The sequence below is a fragment of the Streptomyces sp. URMC 124 genome, assembly GCF_051386455.1.
Classification (GTDB): domain Bacteria; phylum Actinomycetota; class Actinomycetes; order Streptomycetales; family Streptomycetaceae; genus Streptomyces.
In genome coordinates, this window is the sequence record NZ_JBPQTS010000179.1 from 1 (window position 1) to 13,835 (window position 13,835).

General features: G+C 75.5%; 12 protein-coding genes. 5 read left to right on the forward strand and 7 right to left on the reverse strand.

Annotated elements, in window-relative coordinates; genetic code table 11:
• Window positions 1-33: 33 nt before the first annotated feature.
• The 3 genes from ACSNOG_RS28190 to ACSNOG_RS28200 form a co-directional block, all read right to left on the reverse strand.
• A complete protein-coding gene (locus ACSNOG_RS28190) occupies window positions 34-738 on the reverse strand; it encodes a CHAP domain-containing protein (protein WP_436755523.1) in 705 nt (234 codons plus the stop codon).
• A gap of 251 nt (window positions 739-989) precedes the next feature.
• Window positions 990-4,856: an nSTAND1 domain-containing NTPase gene (locus ACSNOG_RS28195; protein WP_436755524.1), complete on the reverse strand. Its 3,867-nt coding sequence runs from the start codon at window positions 4,854-4,856 to the stop codon at window positions 990-992.
• A gap of 204 nt (window positions 4,857-5,060) precedes the next feature.
• Window positions 5,061-5,495, reverse strand: a complete 435-nt coding sequence (locus ACSNOG_RS28200; RefSeq protein ID WP_436755525.1) for a MarR family winged helix-turn-helix transcriptional regulator — start codon at window positions 5,493-5,495, stop codon at window positions 5,061-5,063.
• A gap of 85 nt (window positions 5,496-5,580) precedes the next feature.
• On the opposite strand from ACSNOG_RS28200, the gene ACSNOG_RS28205 reads away from it, so the two are divergent.
• Window positions 5,581-6,609: a hypothetical protein gene (locus ACSNOG_RS28205; protein ID WP_436755526.1), complete on the forward strand. Its 1,029-nt coding sequence runs from the start codon at window positions 5,581-5,583 to the stop codon at window positions 6,607-6,609.
• A gap of 59 nt (window positions 6,610-6,668) precedes the next feature.
• Here the strand turns inward: ACSNOG_RS28205 and ACSNOG_RS28210 are convergent, their stop codons facing one another.
• A complete protein-coding gene (locus ACSNOG_RS28210) occupies window positions 6,669-6,956 on the reverse strand; it encodes a DUF1876 domain-containing protein (RefSeq protein WP_436755527.1) in 288 nt (95 codons plus the stop codon).
• 197 nt (window positions 6,957-7,153) lie between these two features.
• Here ACSNOG_RS28210 and ACSNOG_RS28215 point away from each other — a divergent pair, with 197 nt between their 5' ends.
• From ACSNOG_RS28215 to ACSNOG_RS28230, 4 genes are all read left to right on the forward strand, one after another.
• Entirely contained in the window at window positions 7,154-8,071 is a 918-nt protein-coding gene (locus tag ACSNOG_RS28215) for an ABC transporter ATP-binding protein (RefSeq protein ID WP_436755528.1), read from the forward strand.
• Window positions 8,068-8,892 carry an ABC transporter permease subunit gene (locus ACSNOG_RS28220; protein ID WP_436755529.1) on the forward strand — a complete coding sequence of 275 codons (825 nt, stop codon included), beginning with the start codon at window positions 8,068-8,070 and terminating at the stop codon, window positions 8,890-8,892. Before ACSNOG_RS28215 ends, ACSNOG_RS28220 begins: the two co-directional genes overlap by 4 nt.
• 45 nt (window positions 8,893-8,937) lie before the next feature.
• The gene (locus tag ACSNOG_RS28225; protein WP_436755530.1) at window positions 8,938-9,729 is read left to right on the forward strand and encodes an alpha/beta fold hydrolase; all 792 of its coding nucleotides are present in this window, start codon (window positions 8,938-8,940) and stop codon (window positions 9,727-9,729) included.
• 99 nt (window positions 9,730-9,828) lie between these two features.
• Window positions 9,829-9,951 (forward strand): DUF6126 family protein, encoded by a 123-nt coding sequence (locus ACSNOG_RS28230; RefSeq protein WP_436755531.1) that lies wholly within the window; start codon window positions 9,829-9,831, stop codon window positions 9,949-9,951.
• Between the two features lie 24 nt (window positions 9,952-9,975).
• Here ACSNOG_RS28230 and ACSNOG_RS28235 read toward each other — a convergent pair whose 3' ends face one another.
• From ACSNOG_RS28235 to ACSNOG_RS28245, 3 genes are read right to left on the reverse strand one after another with little or no spacing between them, the layout of a single operon-like run.
• Window positions 9,976-12,057 carry a xanthine dehydrogenase family protein molybdopterin-binding subunit gene (locus tag ACSNOG_RS28235; RefSeq protein ID WP_436755532.1) on the reverse strand — a complete coding sequence of 694 codons (2,082 nt, stop codon included), beginning with the start codon at window positions 12,055-12,057 and terminating at the stop codon, window positions 9,976-9,978.
• Entirely contained in the window at window positions 12,054-13,055 is a 1,002-nt protein-coding gene (locus ACSNOG_RS28240) for an FAD binding domain-containing protein (RefSeq protein WP_436755533.1), read from the reverse strand. The genes ACSNOG_RS28235 and ACSNOG_RS28240 overlap by 4 nt, the downstream gene beginning before the upstream one ends.
• The gene (locus ACSNOG_RS28245; protein ID WP_436755534.1) at window positions 13,052-13,582 is read right to left on the reverse strand and encodes a 2Fe-2S iron-sulfur cluster-binding protein; all 531 of its coding nucleotides are present in this window, start codon (window positions 13,580-13,582) and stop codon (window positions 13,052-13,054) included. The genes ACSNOG_RS28240 and ACSNOG_RS28245 overlap by 4 nt, the downstream gene beginning before the upstream one ends.
• Window positions 13,583-13,835: the final 253 nt, after the last annotated feature.

Genomic DNA, 13,835 nt, shown 5'->3' on the forward strand with positions numbered 1-13,835 from the left:
GAACGGGGGCGGGGGCGGAACCGGGAGGCGGCGTCAGAACCGGGAGGCGAAGCCCTGGATGACCTTGGTCCTGTCCTTCAGCACCGGGCCGGCGCCGGTCCACTCGTAGCGCTGCCGGGCGATGCTGTCGTTGTGGTAGCCCGTGTTGCCCTCGACGGTCGTGACGCGCGTGCCGGAGACGCCGACGACGACGGCGACGTGCCCCGCGGGCCGGCGCCCGGCCCACATGAGGACATCGCCGGGCCGCGGCAGCCGGCCGGCCGCGTAGGGGTGCCACCGGTGGCCGGTGCCGGTGCGCCAGGCCCGGCTGCTGCCCGGGTCGACGGGCAGGCCGTGGCCGCCCCACATCGCGGCGGCGAAGAAGCCGCACCACTGACGGTGGTTCGGGTTCCTGGCGAAGCCGTTGTACTCGTTCATGTTGGCGTTGCTGTTGCCCTTGCCGAGGTAGTTGGTGTCCTCGTCCGGGTGCCCCGGCCGGCTCAGGTACACGGTCCCGCCGCGCTCGAGGCGGAAGCGCTTGGGGGTGGTCAGGGCGGCGAGGGCGCGGTCGACGATCTTCTGCCGTTCGGTCGTCTCGGCGCTGTCCGGTCCGGGTGTGGCCCATGCGGCCGGGGCGACGGTGACGGCGGTCGGCGCGCTCTCGGCGAGGGCGGCCGTGGCGCCGGTGAGGGCGAGGACGAGGAGGACGACGGCGGTGGGAAGCGCGATGCTGCGGGGACGGAGGTTACGGCTGTTCACGGGGGCTCCCTGGCTCGGTTGACGTCATGTCACCGGGGGTGGATTCATCCCTGTTGTCCCGGTACTTCGAGTTTCGGAGCGGGGCAGCGTTGCGGAATAGGGGTTTCCTGTTGCCTCGGCGGACGAGGCGGCGGGCAACGGCGCCCCACCGGCCGTGATGCGCATGTGGGGGAAGGGCCGCCGGTGGAGGCGAGCGAGGAGCGCGGGCGTTCGGGAACGGCCGGCGGTCACGGGCCGGCCGGGCGCGTCGGCTACGGGCAGCCCGGCGCGTAGGGGACGTCCGGCAGGAGGCGCTGCCACAGCGGCCGGTCCGTGGCGCTGCCCAGCGCCCTGCAGGTGCGGTCGAGGACCTTCGGCACGTCCAGGTCCCACCAGCGCACCGTCCCGTCCTCCGCCACCGACACCACCGGGCCGTCGTCACCGAGGAAGGCAGCGGCCCGGACCCGGCCGGTGTGGCCGGTCAGGGTCAGCAGCGGGCGGCCGTCGCGCGGGTCCCAGATCCGTACGGTGTTGTCGCGGCCGGTGGTCACCAGCCGGGTGCCGGCGGGGTTGAAGGCCGCGGACGTGACGGGGCCGGTGTGCCCGGCCAGGGTGCGCAGGCTCTTGCCGCCGGTTGCGTTCCAGAGCTTGACGGTGTGGTCGCGGCTCGCGGTGGCGAGGAGGCCGTCCCGGCTGCGCGCCAGGCCGAAGACGGTGTCCTCGTGCTCCGTCAGGCTGCTCAGCGTGCGGCCGTCGGAGTAGCGGCTGATCCGGACGGTGTTGTCGAGGCTGCCGGTGGCGAGGGTGTCCCGGTCGAGGAACAGCACGCGGTAGACGCCGTCGCCGTGGCCGAGCAGGGTCCGCTCCCGCACGGCGGCGTCCCCCGCGAGCCGCCACAGCTTCGTGCTGTGGTCCTCGGAGGCGGTGGCCAGCGCTCCGGGGTCGCCGGGGCGGAAGGCGAGCGAGCTGACCGCCCGGCCGTGCGCCCGCCAGCGGTGGAGCGGCCGGCGGAGGTCGGCGGTGCGCCACACGGTGGTGGTGCCGTGCTCGTCGCCCGTGGCGACCAGCGTCCCGTCGTGGCTGAACGCCACCGCGCGCAGCGGGTCCCGCCCCGCCCGTACGGTGCTCAGGTCGCGGTCGGCGGTGCGCAGCAGGCGCAGGGTGCCGTCCTGCCCCGCGACGGCCAGGAGGGAGCGGTCGGGGCTGAGGGCCCCGTCCTGCCAGGCCGAGCCCGGCAGCGGCGTGGTGACGGCGGCCTGCGGGGTCCACAGGCGGACCGAGCCGTCCTCGCCGGACGTCGCCAGGGTGCGGCCGTCGGGGGAGTAGGCGATGGCGTAGACCGGGCCGATGTGGCTGGCGAGCTCGGTGATGCGGCGGCGCTCGGCGACGTCCCAGACGGCGGCCGTGTCGTCCTGGCTGGCCGCGGCGAGCCGCGTGCCGTCGGGGGAGAAGGCCACGCCGAAAACGGAGTCGGACGGGCCCTCGAGGGCGGCCTCGCGCCTGCCGGTGCGGGTGTCCCACAGGCCGATGCGGTTGAGCCACTCCCCGGTGGCCAGGCGGCGGCCGTCGGGGGAGAAGGCGAGGGCGCGGACGCGGCCGAACTCCCGGCTGCCGATGACCCTCGACCGCCCGCTGTCCACGTCGAGCAGCCACACCCGCCCGTCGAAGCCGGCGGCCGCGACCTGCCGGCCGTCACCGCTGACGGCCGCCGCGTACAGCCATCCCAGGCCGGCGTCCCGGACCTCGGTGCGGGCCGGGCCGCCGTCCAGGCGCGTCAGCCGCACTGTGCCGTCCTCGCCCGCCGTCACCAGCACCTCCCCGCGGTCCGACAGGGCCGCTCCCCGCACGGTCCCGCGGTGCCTGCTCTGCGGAGGCAGCGCCACCGTGCGGCCGCTCGCGCCCTCCCGCAGCGTCACCGTGCCCGCCTCGTCCCCCCAGGCGGCCAGGTTCCGCTGCCGCGCCGCGGCCAGCGCGCGCACCGGCGCACCGCTCCTCGCCGCCGCGACCTGCCGTCGCGTGCGCGCGTCCCACTCCCGGACCGTGGCGTCCGCCCCCGCCGACAGCAGCCGCTCGCCGCCCGGCAGCCACGCCACGGCGTGGGCGCGCTTGCGGTGCCCGGCCAGCCGTCCGGCGTACGGCTGGGCCTGCGTGCTGAGCACGGCGCTGGCCGCGGCCGGGGTGTGGGCGTCCCGCCAGGCCCCGGTCGCCAGCAGCATCGCCACCTCGGGCCGGGGCGCGCCGCCCGACACGGCGCGGAAGGCCAGCTCCTCCGAGCGCGCCACGTGCCGCTCGGCCTGCGCCCGCAGGCCCTGGTGCACCGCCGTCACCCCGCCGGCCGATGCCAGGACGAGGAGGACGGCCATGGCCACCAGCAGCCGGTACAGCCGCCGGGCCCTGCGCCGCTCCGTCTCCTGTTCGGCGGCGGCCAGCGCCGTCGCCGCGTCCAGGTACGCCCGCTCGACCACGCCCACCGCGGCCAGGGGGTGGCCGGCGGTCTCGTGCGCGGCGGCCAGCCGGCTGCCCCGCGGCAGCAGCGCGGTGTCCCGCCCCTCGGCCTCCCACTGCCCGGCCGCGGCGCTCAGCTGCTGCCAGCCGTGCAGGGCCGCCGCGTCCGCCTCGATCCACCCGTGCAGCCGCGGCCACGCCCGCAGCACGGCCTCGTGGGCGAGCGTGACCTGATCGGCGTCGACGGTGAGCAGGCGCGCCCGCGTGAAGGCCTCCACCACCTCCGGTGCCGCCCCCGCCTGCGCGCCGAGGTCCTGCGACAGCCGCTCGCGCGAGACCCTGCGGCGCGCCGACCGCCCGTCCTGGTCGACCCGGACCAGCTGCAGCAGGACCGCACGGGCGGCCTCCCGGCAGCCGGGCGAGAGCCGTCCGTACGCCCGCTCCGCCGTCGCCGCGACCGCCCCCGCGATCCCGCCCGCCTGCTGGTAGCCGGCCACGGTCAGGAGCCTGCCGCTGCGCCGCTGCCAGGTCGCGAGCAGGGCGTGGGAGAGCAGCGGCAGCGCACCGGGCTCGTAGGTGCGCTCCTCGCGCTCGCCGTCGTCGTCCCCGGCGCCCAGGTCGCGCAGGATCAGCTCGGCCAGGCCCGGCTCCAGCTCCAGGCCCACCGCGTGGGCGGGCCGCACCACGGCCTCGCGCAGCTCCTGCCTCTTCAGGGGCTCCAGGGGCAGCTGGCCCGCCCGCAGCGCCGCCGCCAGCTCGGGGAACTCCAGGCACCTGCCGTAGAAGTCGGCCCGCATGCCGAGGACCACCAGCGCCGCGGAGCCCTCCCGGCCGTCGGCGGGAGCGGGGCCCGTGGCCAGGGCGTGCACCGCGCGGACGAAGTCCGTACGGTGCCGGGCGTCCGGGCACAGCGTGAAGACCTCCTCGAACTGGTCGACGACGAGCACCACGCGGGCCGGCTCCGCCGCGTCCGCTCCCGCCCCCACGGCCTTCCCGGCGGCGCGCCGAGGGCGGCGGTTCAGCGCGGCGTGGACGGCGCGGGCCAGCGCCCCCGGCCCGCCGCGGGCCAGTGCCCTGCTCAAGTGGTCGGGCTCGGCCGCGGTGGCGTCCGCCACCTTGTCCAGCAGCTCGTCGAGGGGGCGTTCTCCCGGGCGCATCGTGACCACCGGCCAGCGGTTCGACCCGGGCACGGGCAGGACGCCCCGGCGCAGCTCGGGCAGCAGCCCGGCGTGCAGCAGCGACGTCTTGCCGGTGCCCGACGCGGCGACGACGGCGGTCGGCCCGGAGCCGTCCAGACGCTCGGTCAGCTGGCGGACGAGGGCGGCCGTCGCCCGGTCCCGGCCGAAGAACCAGCTCGCGTCCGACGCGTCGAACGGCGCCAGGCCGCGGTACGGGCACACCTCCAGCAGTCCGTTGCGCCCGGAGCGCCGCCCTTCGGCCGGCTCCGGCACCAGCCCGGACAGCGCCCCGCCGGCGCCGAGGGCCTCCTCGCACCGCCGGGCCACTTCGGGCGTCATCGGCTTCTCGCCGGTCTCGACGCGGCTCAGATAGCCCTTGGTGTAGTGGACGGCCCGGGACAGCCCGGCCAGCGACATGCCCCGCTCCTGCCGCAGCCGGCGCAGCTCCTCTCCCGGCGACGCGGCCACGGACGGCGCGGGGCCGCCCCGGTCACGGTCCTCTGCGCGTGGGTGCACGGTTCCCCCACCCTTCCGTCCGGGCTCGCCGGCAGGTCGTATCCGTCAGGCCTGCTTAACGGCTCCGGTGAGGACGACTCACCGGCAATGGCGGCAAAACAGCCCATCGAGTGACCAATCACCCCTGATTCGGGGAGTACGGGTGGTGCTCGGCGGGTGCGTGGCGTCCCGGCGGACGCGTGGTCCCGGTCGGCGCGCGGCGCCTCAGTCGAGCGCTCCCGCCGATGCGTTGTAGCGCAGCAGATAGCCCGCGAAGCGGTCCAGGTCGGCCTCGTCCCAGTCGGCGAGGCGCTCCCGGAAGGCCGCCCGGCGGTTGGCGGTGACCTGGGCGAGGGTCCCGGCGCCGCGATCGGTCAGGTGCAGCACCTGGGCGCGCTGGTCCTCGGGGGCGGGCCGGCGCTCGACGAGCCCGAGCCGCTCCAGGGCCGCGATCTGCCGGCTGACCGTGGACTTGTCCAGCAGGTAGTGCGCGGCGAGGTCCGTGGCGCGGCACCCGCCGCGGTCCTCCAGGTGGGCGAGGAGGGTGAAGGAGACCAGGGAGAGCTCGGGGTGCATGCGGGCCGCCGCGGCCCGGGCGCGGCGGGCGAAGGCGGTCAGCTCGCGCTGGATGGTCTCCACGGAGGCGTCGCGATCGGGCACGGGAACGTCCTTTCGAGGTCTGGTTGTATAGTACAACTTAAAGGGAAGTTGTAAAAGCCAACTAGTTTGGCCGAGGAAGGACACGATGGGACCCGCCACCCGCGGCGCGCTGCGCCACGTACTGAGCCACCTGCTCACCCCGCTGCTGATGTGCATCGGGATGGGCCTCGCCTACCTGGGCGCGTTCGCGCAGCCCACGCCCCACGAACTGCCCGTCGCCGTCGTGCAGTCCGGGCCCGGCGCGGACGCCCTCGCACGGGGCATCGCGGACAAGGCCGGGGACCGGCTCGCCGTACGCACCGTCGCCGACCGCGACGAGGCCCTCCGCGCGCTGCGCCACCGCGACGTCTTCGGCGCGTACGTACCGGACCGGCACGCGCCCGAGCTCCTCGTTGCCTCCGCCGGGTCCGACACCAGCGCCATGGCCGTGCAGAAGGTCTTCGCGCCGGTGGCCGCCCGCAGCGGCGCGCCCCTGAAGGTGACGGACGTGGCGCCGCCGGCCGAGGGCGACCCGACCGGGCAGGGCATCTTCTTCCTGCTGGTCGCCGTCAGCATCGGCTCGTACGCCTCCGTCGCCGTGCTGGGCGCCGCGGGCGGAGCGCTGCCCATGCGGCTGCGCGCCGCGCTGGCGGTGGCGACCTCGTTCGTGGTCGGCCTCGTCGGCGCCGCACTGGCCGGACCCGTCTTCCACCTCGTCGACCACGGCCTGTGGGGAGTGTGGGGCATGGCCTGGGCCTACTCGGCGGGCATCCTCCTCGTCGGCGTCGGACTGCACACCTTCCTCAAGCGCTGGACCACGCTGGGCATGATGGTGCTGTTCGTGATGCTCAACTTCACCAGCGCGGGCGGCGTGTACCGGCCCGAGCTGCAGAACGGCTTCTTCGCCGGGCTGCACTCCTTCTGGAACGGCGCCGGCTTCGTCGAGGGCGCGCGCAGCCTCGTCTACTTCGGCAGCGACGGGCTCGGCCGCCACGTGGCGACGCTGGCCGCCTGGCTGGTCCTGGGCGCGGTGGTGACCGCCCTCGCATGGGCCGCCGAAGCGAGGCGGGCCCGTCCGGCCGCCGGCGCCGGACCCGCGGCCGAGGAGGAGATGGAGGAGGCGGTCGGGGTCTGACCCCGAACGGGCCGCCCGGGGCCTCACCGCCTCACCGGGGGCCGGGCGGGCGCGTCGCCCTACAGGGGCCACCCGTACATCGGCGACCTCCTGGGCTCGGGGGCCGCGCCCACCGCGGCGACGTCGTGCTCTGCCGCGTGCAGGAGCTGTTCGCCCAGGTCGCGCAGGGCCCGGCCCGCCGCGAACTCGTCCCCGATCGCCGGGATGTCCTTGTCGCCCGGCGCGCACGTGGCGCTCCCGCGGCCCGTGACCGTCGTCGCCCCGGTGTCGAGGACGGCGCGGGCCTTCGTCGTCCCCTCCTCCTCGACCATGTCGAGACGGACGTTCCATTCGGCTGAGTGCGGCATCGTCGGCTCCTTCGCGCTCGGCGGCCCGGACCCTCCCGTTCGCCCCTCCCTCCGGCCTCCTTCCAGCTTCGCCCATCCGCCGCCGTCCGGCACGGGGCCGCGCCGGACCGGCGGCCCCGCGACGTGGCAGCCCGGCACCGGCTGACCCAAGCTGGGAGGAGGGAGGCAGCACCGCCGCAGACGTCCGGGAGGCGGCCTTGGGCGAGGGCACGCGGAACGTCATCGACATCGTCTCGCTGACCAAGCGCTACGGCCGCACGACCGGCGTCGAGGGCCTGGACATCCGCGTCGGCGAGGGCGAGGTCTTCGGCTTCCTCGGGCCCAACGGAGCCGGCAAGACCACCACGCTGCGCTGCCTCGTCGGCCTGCTGCGCCCCACCGAAGGCCGCGTCCGGGTGCTCGGCCGCGACCCGTTCACCGAGCACATGCGCCTCGCCCCGTCCCTCGGCTACCTCCCCGGCGAGCTGCGGCTCTACCCCGAGCTCACCGGCCGCGAGACGCTGCGCCTGCTGGCGGAGTTGCAGGGCGCCCCCGCGCGCCTCCGGGGCGAGCTCTGCGAGCGCCTGGACCTCACCGGTACGGAACTGGACCGCACCGTCCGCACGTACTCGCGCGGCATGAAGCAGAAGCTGGGCCTGGTCCAGGCGCTGCAGCACGAACCCGAGCTGGTGATCCTCGACGAGCCCACCGAAGGGCTCGACCCCCTCGTCCAGGAGACCTTCTACGCCCTGCTGGAGGAGATCCGCGCGGCCGGGCGCACCGTCCTGCTCTCCAGCCACGTGCTGCCCGAGGTCCAGCGGACGTGCGAGGCGGTGGCGATCGTCCGGGCCGGGCGGCTGGTGACCTGCGGGTCGGTCGCCGCCCTGCGCGAGGCCCGGGCCCGCAAGGTGCGCCTGACCTTCGCCGACGGGCTCGGCCGGCGGCCCCTCGGCGCCGCCGACCGCTGGGCGCCCGACTGGCGCGGCGACCAGGCCGTGCTGATGATCCCCCCGGACCGGGCGGTCGCCGTCCTGCGCGGGCTGCTGGAGCTGCCGGTGCGGGACGTCACGGTGGAGGAGGCGGGGCTGGACGAGGCCTTCCTCGACTTCTACCGGGAGGAGGGGAGGCCCCCGTGACCGGCCGGCGCTTCCCCCTGATGCGGCTGGCCCTGCACCGCCGCCGGCGGATGATCGCCGCCCTGACCGCGGGCATCGCCGTCTTCGAGGCCCTCATCGTGGTGATCACGACGACCGTCACCCCGGAGCAGATCTTCGGCGCGAGCGGGTGGAAGCTGCCGGACGCCTTCAAGGCGTTCAGCGGGTCCAACGGCGCCGTGTCGATCGCGAGCTACCCCGGCCTGCTCGGCGCCGGGCTCACCCACCCCTTCTGGATCGCCCTGCAGCTGACCGCCGTCGGCTCGCTGGCCGCCGCCGCGGTCGCCGCGGACGTGGAGGCGGGCACCATCGAGCTGCTCATGAGCCGCCCGGTCTCGCGGGCCAGGCTGCTGGCCGAGCGGACCGCCGCGCTCGTCCTCGTCTCCCTGCTGCTCAACGCGGCCGCGACGCTGGCCGTGGCCCTCGGCGTGGCGCTCGTGCCCGACCTGAGCGACGCCGTGCCCCGCAGCGGGGTCTACGCGGCCGGGCTGCTCGGATTCGGCTTCGCGCTGTGCCTGACCGGGCCCGCCCTGGCCGTCTCGGCGGCGGGCCGGAGCCGGGCGCGCGTCATGGGGGTGACGATCGCGCTCGGCGCGGTCGGGTTCGCGGTCAACTTCGTGGCCATGGCCTGGTCGAAGGCCGCGCCCCTGCGCTACGCGAGCCCCTTCCACTACTACACGCCGGGTGACGCGCTGGCCCACGGGACCGTCCCCTGGGGGCAGTTCGGCGTCCTCGCCGGGGTCGGCGCCGCGGGCATCCTCCTGGCGTTCGGCCTCGTCGCCCGCCGCGACCTCGCTCCTTGAGGCACGACTCTGGTGTACGGCCGGTGCCGCCAGCAGACTGGGGCCATGGAACTCATGGTGCCCGTCGAGGGCGGCGAGGTCTGGGCGGACGACTCGGGAGATCCGGCGGGGGGAGCGGACGGCCTGCCCCTGGTGCTGCTGCACCCGGGGATCGGCGACTCGCGCCTGTGGGATCCGGTCCTCCCGCGCCTCGCGGAGCGCCACCGGGTCATCCGCTACGACGTGCGCGGCTACGGGCGCTCTCCCGTCGCCACGGTGAAGTACTCCCCGGCGGAGGACCTGGCTGCGGTGCTCGACCACTTCGGGCTGACCCGGGTGGCCCTGGCCGGCTGCAGCATGGGCGGCGCCACGGCGGTGAGCCTCGCCCTCGCCGAGCCCGCGCGGGTCGCGGCGCTCGCGCTGCTGACGCCGGGCGTGACGGGCTACGACGAGCTCTCCTCGCCCGCGCTCATGTCCGAGATCGCGAAGCTGGCCGAGGCCGGTGACACGGACGGCCTGGTGGCCCTGTGCCGGCGGACGTGGGGCGCAGCCGGCACGGGCGAGGACGCGGAGGCGGCGGCCGCGATGCGGTCGGCGCTCCCGGCGTGGTTCTCCAATCACCCGTACCAGGTGCCGGACGCCCCCGCCTTCGGCAGGCTGGGCGAACTGGCCGTGCCGTGCGTGCTGGCCCTGGGCGAGCAGGACCAGCCCGAAGTGGTCCGCTGCAACGAGGCGATGGCGGCCCGCATCCCCGGCTGCCGCCTGGTCCGCCTCCCCGGGAGCGACCACCTTCCCACCCTGCGCGAACCGGAGATGGTCGCACGGCTCGTCCTGGAGGTGTGCGAGCGCGCGGCCTGAGCGGTTCGCCGGTCGCGGGCGTCCCTCTGCTCACCGTCCGTGAATCCGTGGCCCCCGGGATAGGATCGCGGCGTCGGCGCACACATGAGGAGGCCCGTCATGAGCGAGAAGCGGGCTGAGCGGCAGGTCGCCTTCCGAGTGATGATCTACGTGTTCGTCACCCATCTCTTCGCCGGTTTCATCTGGCTGCTGTTCTACCTCGGCGGCCACGCCGACAAGTGACGCGCGCGCGTCACCCCCTGCCGGTCATCCCAGTCCGGCGAGCAGCTTCTCCGGGAGCGCCGGGAGGTCGCGGACGCGGACTCCCGTCGCGTGGCGGATCGCGTTGGCGACCGCCGCGGCCGCGCCCACGATGCCGATCTCGCCGATGCCCTTCGTGCCCATCGGGTTGAGGTGCGGATCGTGCTCGTCGATCCAGTGGGCCTCGACGTCGCGGACGTCCGCGCACGCGGGCACGTGGTACGAGGCCAGGTCCCGCTCGGCGAAGTCGCCGTAGCGGAGGTCCATCGTGCTGCCCTCCAGGAGGGCCATGCCCATACCCATGATCATGCCGCCGACGAGCTGGCTGCGCGCGGTGCGCGCGTTGAGGATCCGGCCGGCCGCGAACACCCCCAGGTGACGCCGCACCCGCACCTCGCCCGTGTCCTGATCCACCGCCACCTCGGCGAACTGCGCGCCGAAGGCCGCCCTGGCGTGGGGCGGTTCCTCCTCGATGTCATCCGCGGTGTCCGCCGTGGCGGCGAGGCCGCCGGGCGGGACGGTCCCGCCGTGCTCGTCGATCGCCCGGGTCAGCGCGGTGCACGCCTTGTGCACCGCCCATCCCCACGAGCCCGTGCCCGACGAGCCGCCCGCGACCGATGCGCAGGGCAGTGAACTGCTGCCGATCTCGATCGCCACCCGCTCCGGGGCCACCCCGAGCACTTCCGCGGCGATCTGCGCCAGGACCGTACGGGCACCCGTGCCGATGTCCGTGGCATTGACCCGGACCTGGTAGCGGCCCGTTTCGGAAACCCGCGCCTCCGCCGCCGACGGCATCAGGAAGACGGGGTAGTAGGACGAGGCCACCCCGGTCCCGACGAGGAGACGTCCCTCCGTCCGCGAGCGCGGCCGCGGATCGCGCCCCTCCCAGCCGAAGTGGCGCGCGCCCTCGCGCAGGCACTCCACCAGGTGACGGCTGCTGAACGGCTTCCCGCTGTCCGGCTCGTCGCTCGTGTCGTTGCGCACGCGCAGCTCGACCGGGTCCACGCCGGCCGCCTCCGCGAGTTCGTCCATGGCGCACTCCAGGGCGAACATGCCCGGGCACTCGCCCGGCGCCCGCATCCACGACGGGCTCGGCACGTCCAGCTGCACGACCCGGTGCGTGGTGCGGCTGTGCGGGGAGACGTACATGGCCCGGGAGGGGGCCGCGGCCTGTTCCACGAATGCGCGCACCGTGGACGTCTGGGTGATCACCTCGTGCGCGAGGGCGTCGATCACGCCGTCGTCCCCCGCTCCCAGCCGGACCCGCTGCAGCACGGGAGCCCGGTGCCCCACCACCGCCACGAGCTGGTTGCGGGGCAGGGCGAGCTTGACGGGCCGGCAGGTGTGCCGGGCCGCCAGGGCCGCCAGGACGACCTGCGGGCGCGGCGTCCCCTTGCAGCCGAAACCCCCGCCCACGTGCTCCGACACCACCGTGATGAGGTCCTTGTCCATGCCGAACAGCCCGGCCAGCGTCTCCTGCACGGTCGAGGACCCCTGGGAGGAGTCGTACGCCACCAGCCGGCCGTCCTCCCAGCGGGCGGTCGTGGCGTGCGGCTCCATCGGGTGGTTGTGCAGCCCGGGCGTGCTGTAGGCCGCGTCGACGCGCACGGCCGCCCGCGCGTACGCCGCGTCGAAGTCGCCGCGCTCGCGCACCGCGGGAAGGCCGGCGTTGACCTCCTCGGGCGTGTACAGGCGAGGGTGCCCGTCCCGCAGCTCCGCGTCGTGCTCCTCGGCCGCGTATCCGATCCGCACCGCGGCGGCCATGGCGCGCGCCGCCTCCGGCGTCTCGGCCACGGCCAGCGCCACGTACCAGCCGCGGTGCGGCACCCGGTCGTTCTGGAGGACGAGCAGCGTGCGGTCCTCGGTGTCCTTCAGGCGCGGCGCGTTCTCGTGCGTCAGGACGGCCAGGGCGCCGGGCTCGGCCATGGCCGCCGCGTCGTCGACCGACAGGATCCGGCCGCGGGGGACCGTGGCGGGCACGGGCCAGGCGTACACGGTGCCGGGCGGGGTGTGCTCGGCGGCGTAGCGGGCGGCTCCGGTGACCTTCTCGCGGCCTTCACGGCGGACCGGGCCGGGGGCGGTGCTCACGAGGCGTTCCCCTCTCCTGCGGGCCCGGCGAGCCCGGCGAGCACCCGCACGGCCAGGTTGCGGGCGAGCCGCACCTTGAATGCGTTGTCGCGCAGCGGCTCGGCGTCCGCCAGCTCGGCCCCTGCGGCCTTTGCGAAGGACTCCTCGGTGGCCGGGGCGCCGCGCAGCGCGTCCTCCGCGACCCGCGCCCGCCAGGGCTTGTGGGCCAGGCCGCCGAAGGCCAGGCGCACGTCTTCCACCCGCCCGTCGCGGACGTCGAGGGCCGCGGCCACGGAGGCGAGCGCGAAGGCGTACGAGGCGCGGTCGCGTGCCTTCCGGTACGCGGACCGGCCCGCGGGAGGCGGCGGCAGCCGGACGGCCAGCACGAGCTCGGCGGGCTCGGCGACCGTGTCGCGCCAGGGCTCGTCACCGGGCAGGCGGTGGAAGTCGCAGAGCGGTACGGCGCGCTCGCCCGCGGGCCCGCGCAGGTCGACGACCGCGTCGAGCGCCGCCAGGGCCACGGCCATGTCGGAGGGGTGCGTGGCGACGCACTGCGCCGAATGGCCCAGCACCGCGAGGTCGCGGTGCACCCCCTCGCGGGCCGGGCAGCCGCTCCCCGGCACCCGCTTGTTGCACGGCTTGCCCACGTCCTGGAAGTACAGGCAGCGCGTGCGCTGGAAGAGGTTGCCGCCCGTCGTCGCCGTGTTGCGGATCTGCCCGGAGGCGCCCGCCAGGACCGCCTGGGACAGCGCCGGGTAGCGCGTCCGCACGGCCGGATGGGAAGCGAGGTCGCTGTTGCGGACGTTGGCCCCGATGCGCAGCCCGCCGTCCGGCGTCTCCTCGATCTCCGTGAGCGGCAGGCGGCTGACGTCCACCAGCAGCCCGGGGGAGGAGACGCCCAGCTTCATCAGGTCCACCAGATTGGTGCCGCCTGCGAGGAACGCCGCTCCCGGTGAGGCGGCCAGGGCGGCGATCGCTTCGTCCACGTCGTCGGGGCGCGTGTAGGAGAAGGCCTTCACCGCGCCACGTCCCCGATCGCGGCGACGATGTTCACGTAGGCGCCGCAGCGGCACAGGTTTCCGCTCATGCGCTCGCGGATCTCGTCGGGGGAGAGGGCCACGGGCGCCCCCGGCGGGGCCGCCGCGAGGGGCGTCACATGGGAGGGCGCGCCCTCGCCCGCCTCGGCGATCATGCCCACCGCGGAGCAGAGCTGTCCCGGCGTGCAGTATCCGCACTGGAAGCCGTCGTGTTCGAGGAACGCTTCCTGGAGGGGGTGCAGGGCGTCCCCTTCGGCCAGCCCCTCCACCGTGGTGATCTCCGCGCCGTCGTGCGCGACGGCCAGCAGCAGGCAGCTGTTGGCCCGCCGCCCGTCGACGAGCACCGTGCACGCCCCGCACTGCGCGTGGTCGCAGCCTTTCTTGGCCCCGGTGAGCCCCAGGTGCTCGCGCAGGGCGTCGAGCACGGTCGTCCGGTGGTCGAGCTCCTTGTGGTGCGCGACGCCGTTGACGCGCAGGGTCACGGGGGAGGTGGTCTGCGGTGCGGCCACGGCGCCTCGCCTTCACTGGTGTCCCTACGGGGGTGTCCCTACGGCACCGTCACCAGGTCCCCGTTGCGCCTGCGCGCAAACGCGCGGGGCGGGTTCGGCACCCGTTCGGTGCAGCGGTGGCCCCCGGCGGCGGGAATGAAGCGATCACGGGGGCGGTTGGGGCCGGGAGAGTCCGCGACCACCGGAAGGCGCCCGCATGACCAGCTCGCACTCCTCCGTCCACGCCCCCGTGCCCGGTGGCGGAGTGCGGGGT

What these genes read in the sequence shown, in the direction of transcription:
- ACSNOG_RS28205 (WP_436755526.1), top strand. Translation starts at nt 5,581, where the DNA reads ATGGGACCCGCCACCCGCGGCGCGCTGCGCCACGTACTGAGCCACCTG.
- ACSNOG_RS28210 (WP_436755527.1), bottom strand. Translation starts at nt 6,956, where the DNA reads ATGCCGCACTCAGCCGAATGGAACGTCCGTCTCGACATGGTCGAGGAG.
- ACSNOG_RS28225 (WP_436755530.1), top strand. Translation starts at nt 8,938, where the DNA reads ATGGAACTCATGGTGCCCGTCGAGGGCGGCGAGGTCTGGGCGGACGAC.
- ACSNOG_RS28230 (WP_436755531.1), top strand. Translation starts at nt 9,829, where the DNA reads ATGAGCGAGAAGCGGGCTGAGCGGCAGGTCGCCTTCCGAGTGATGATC.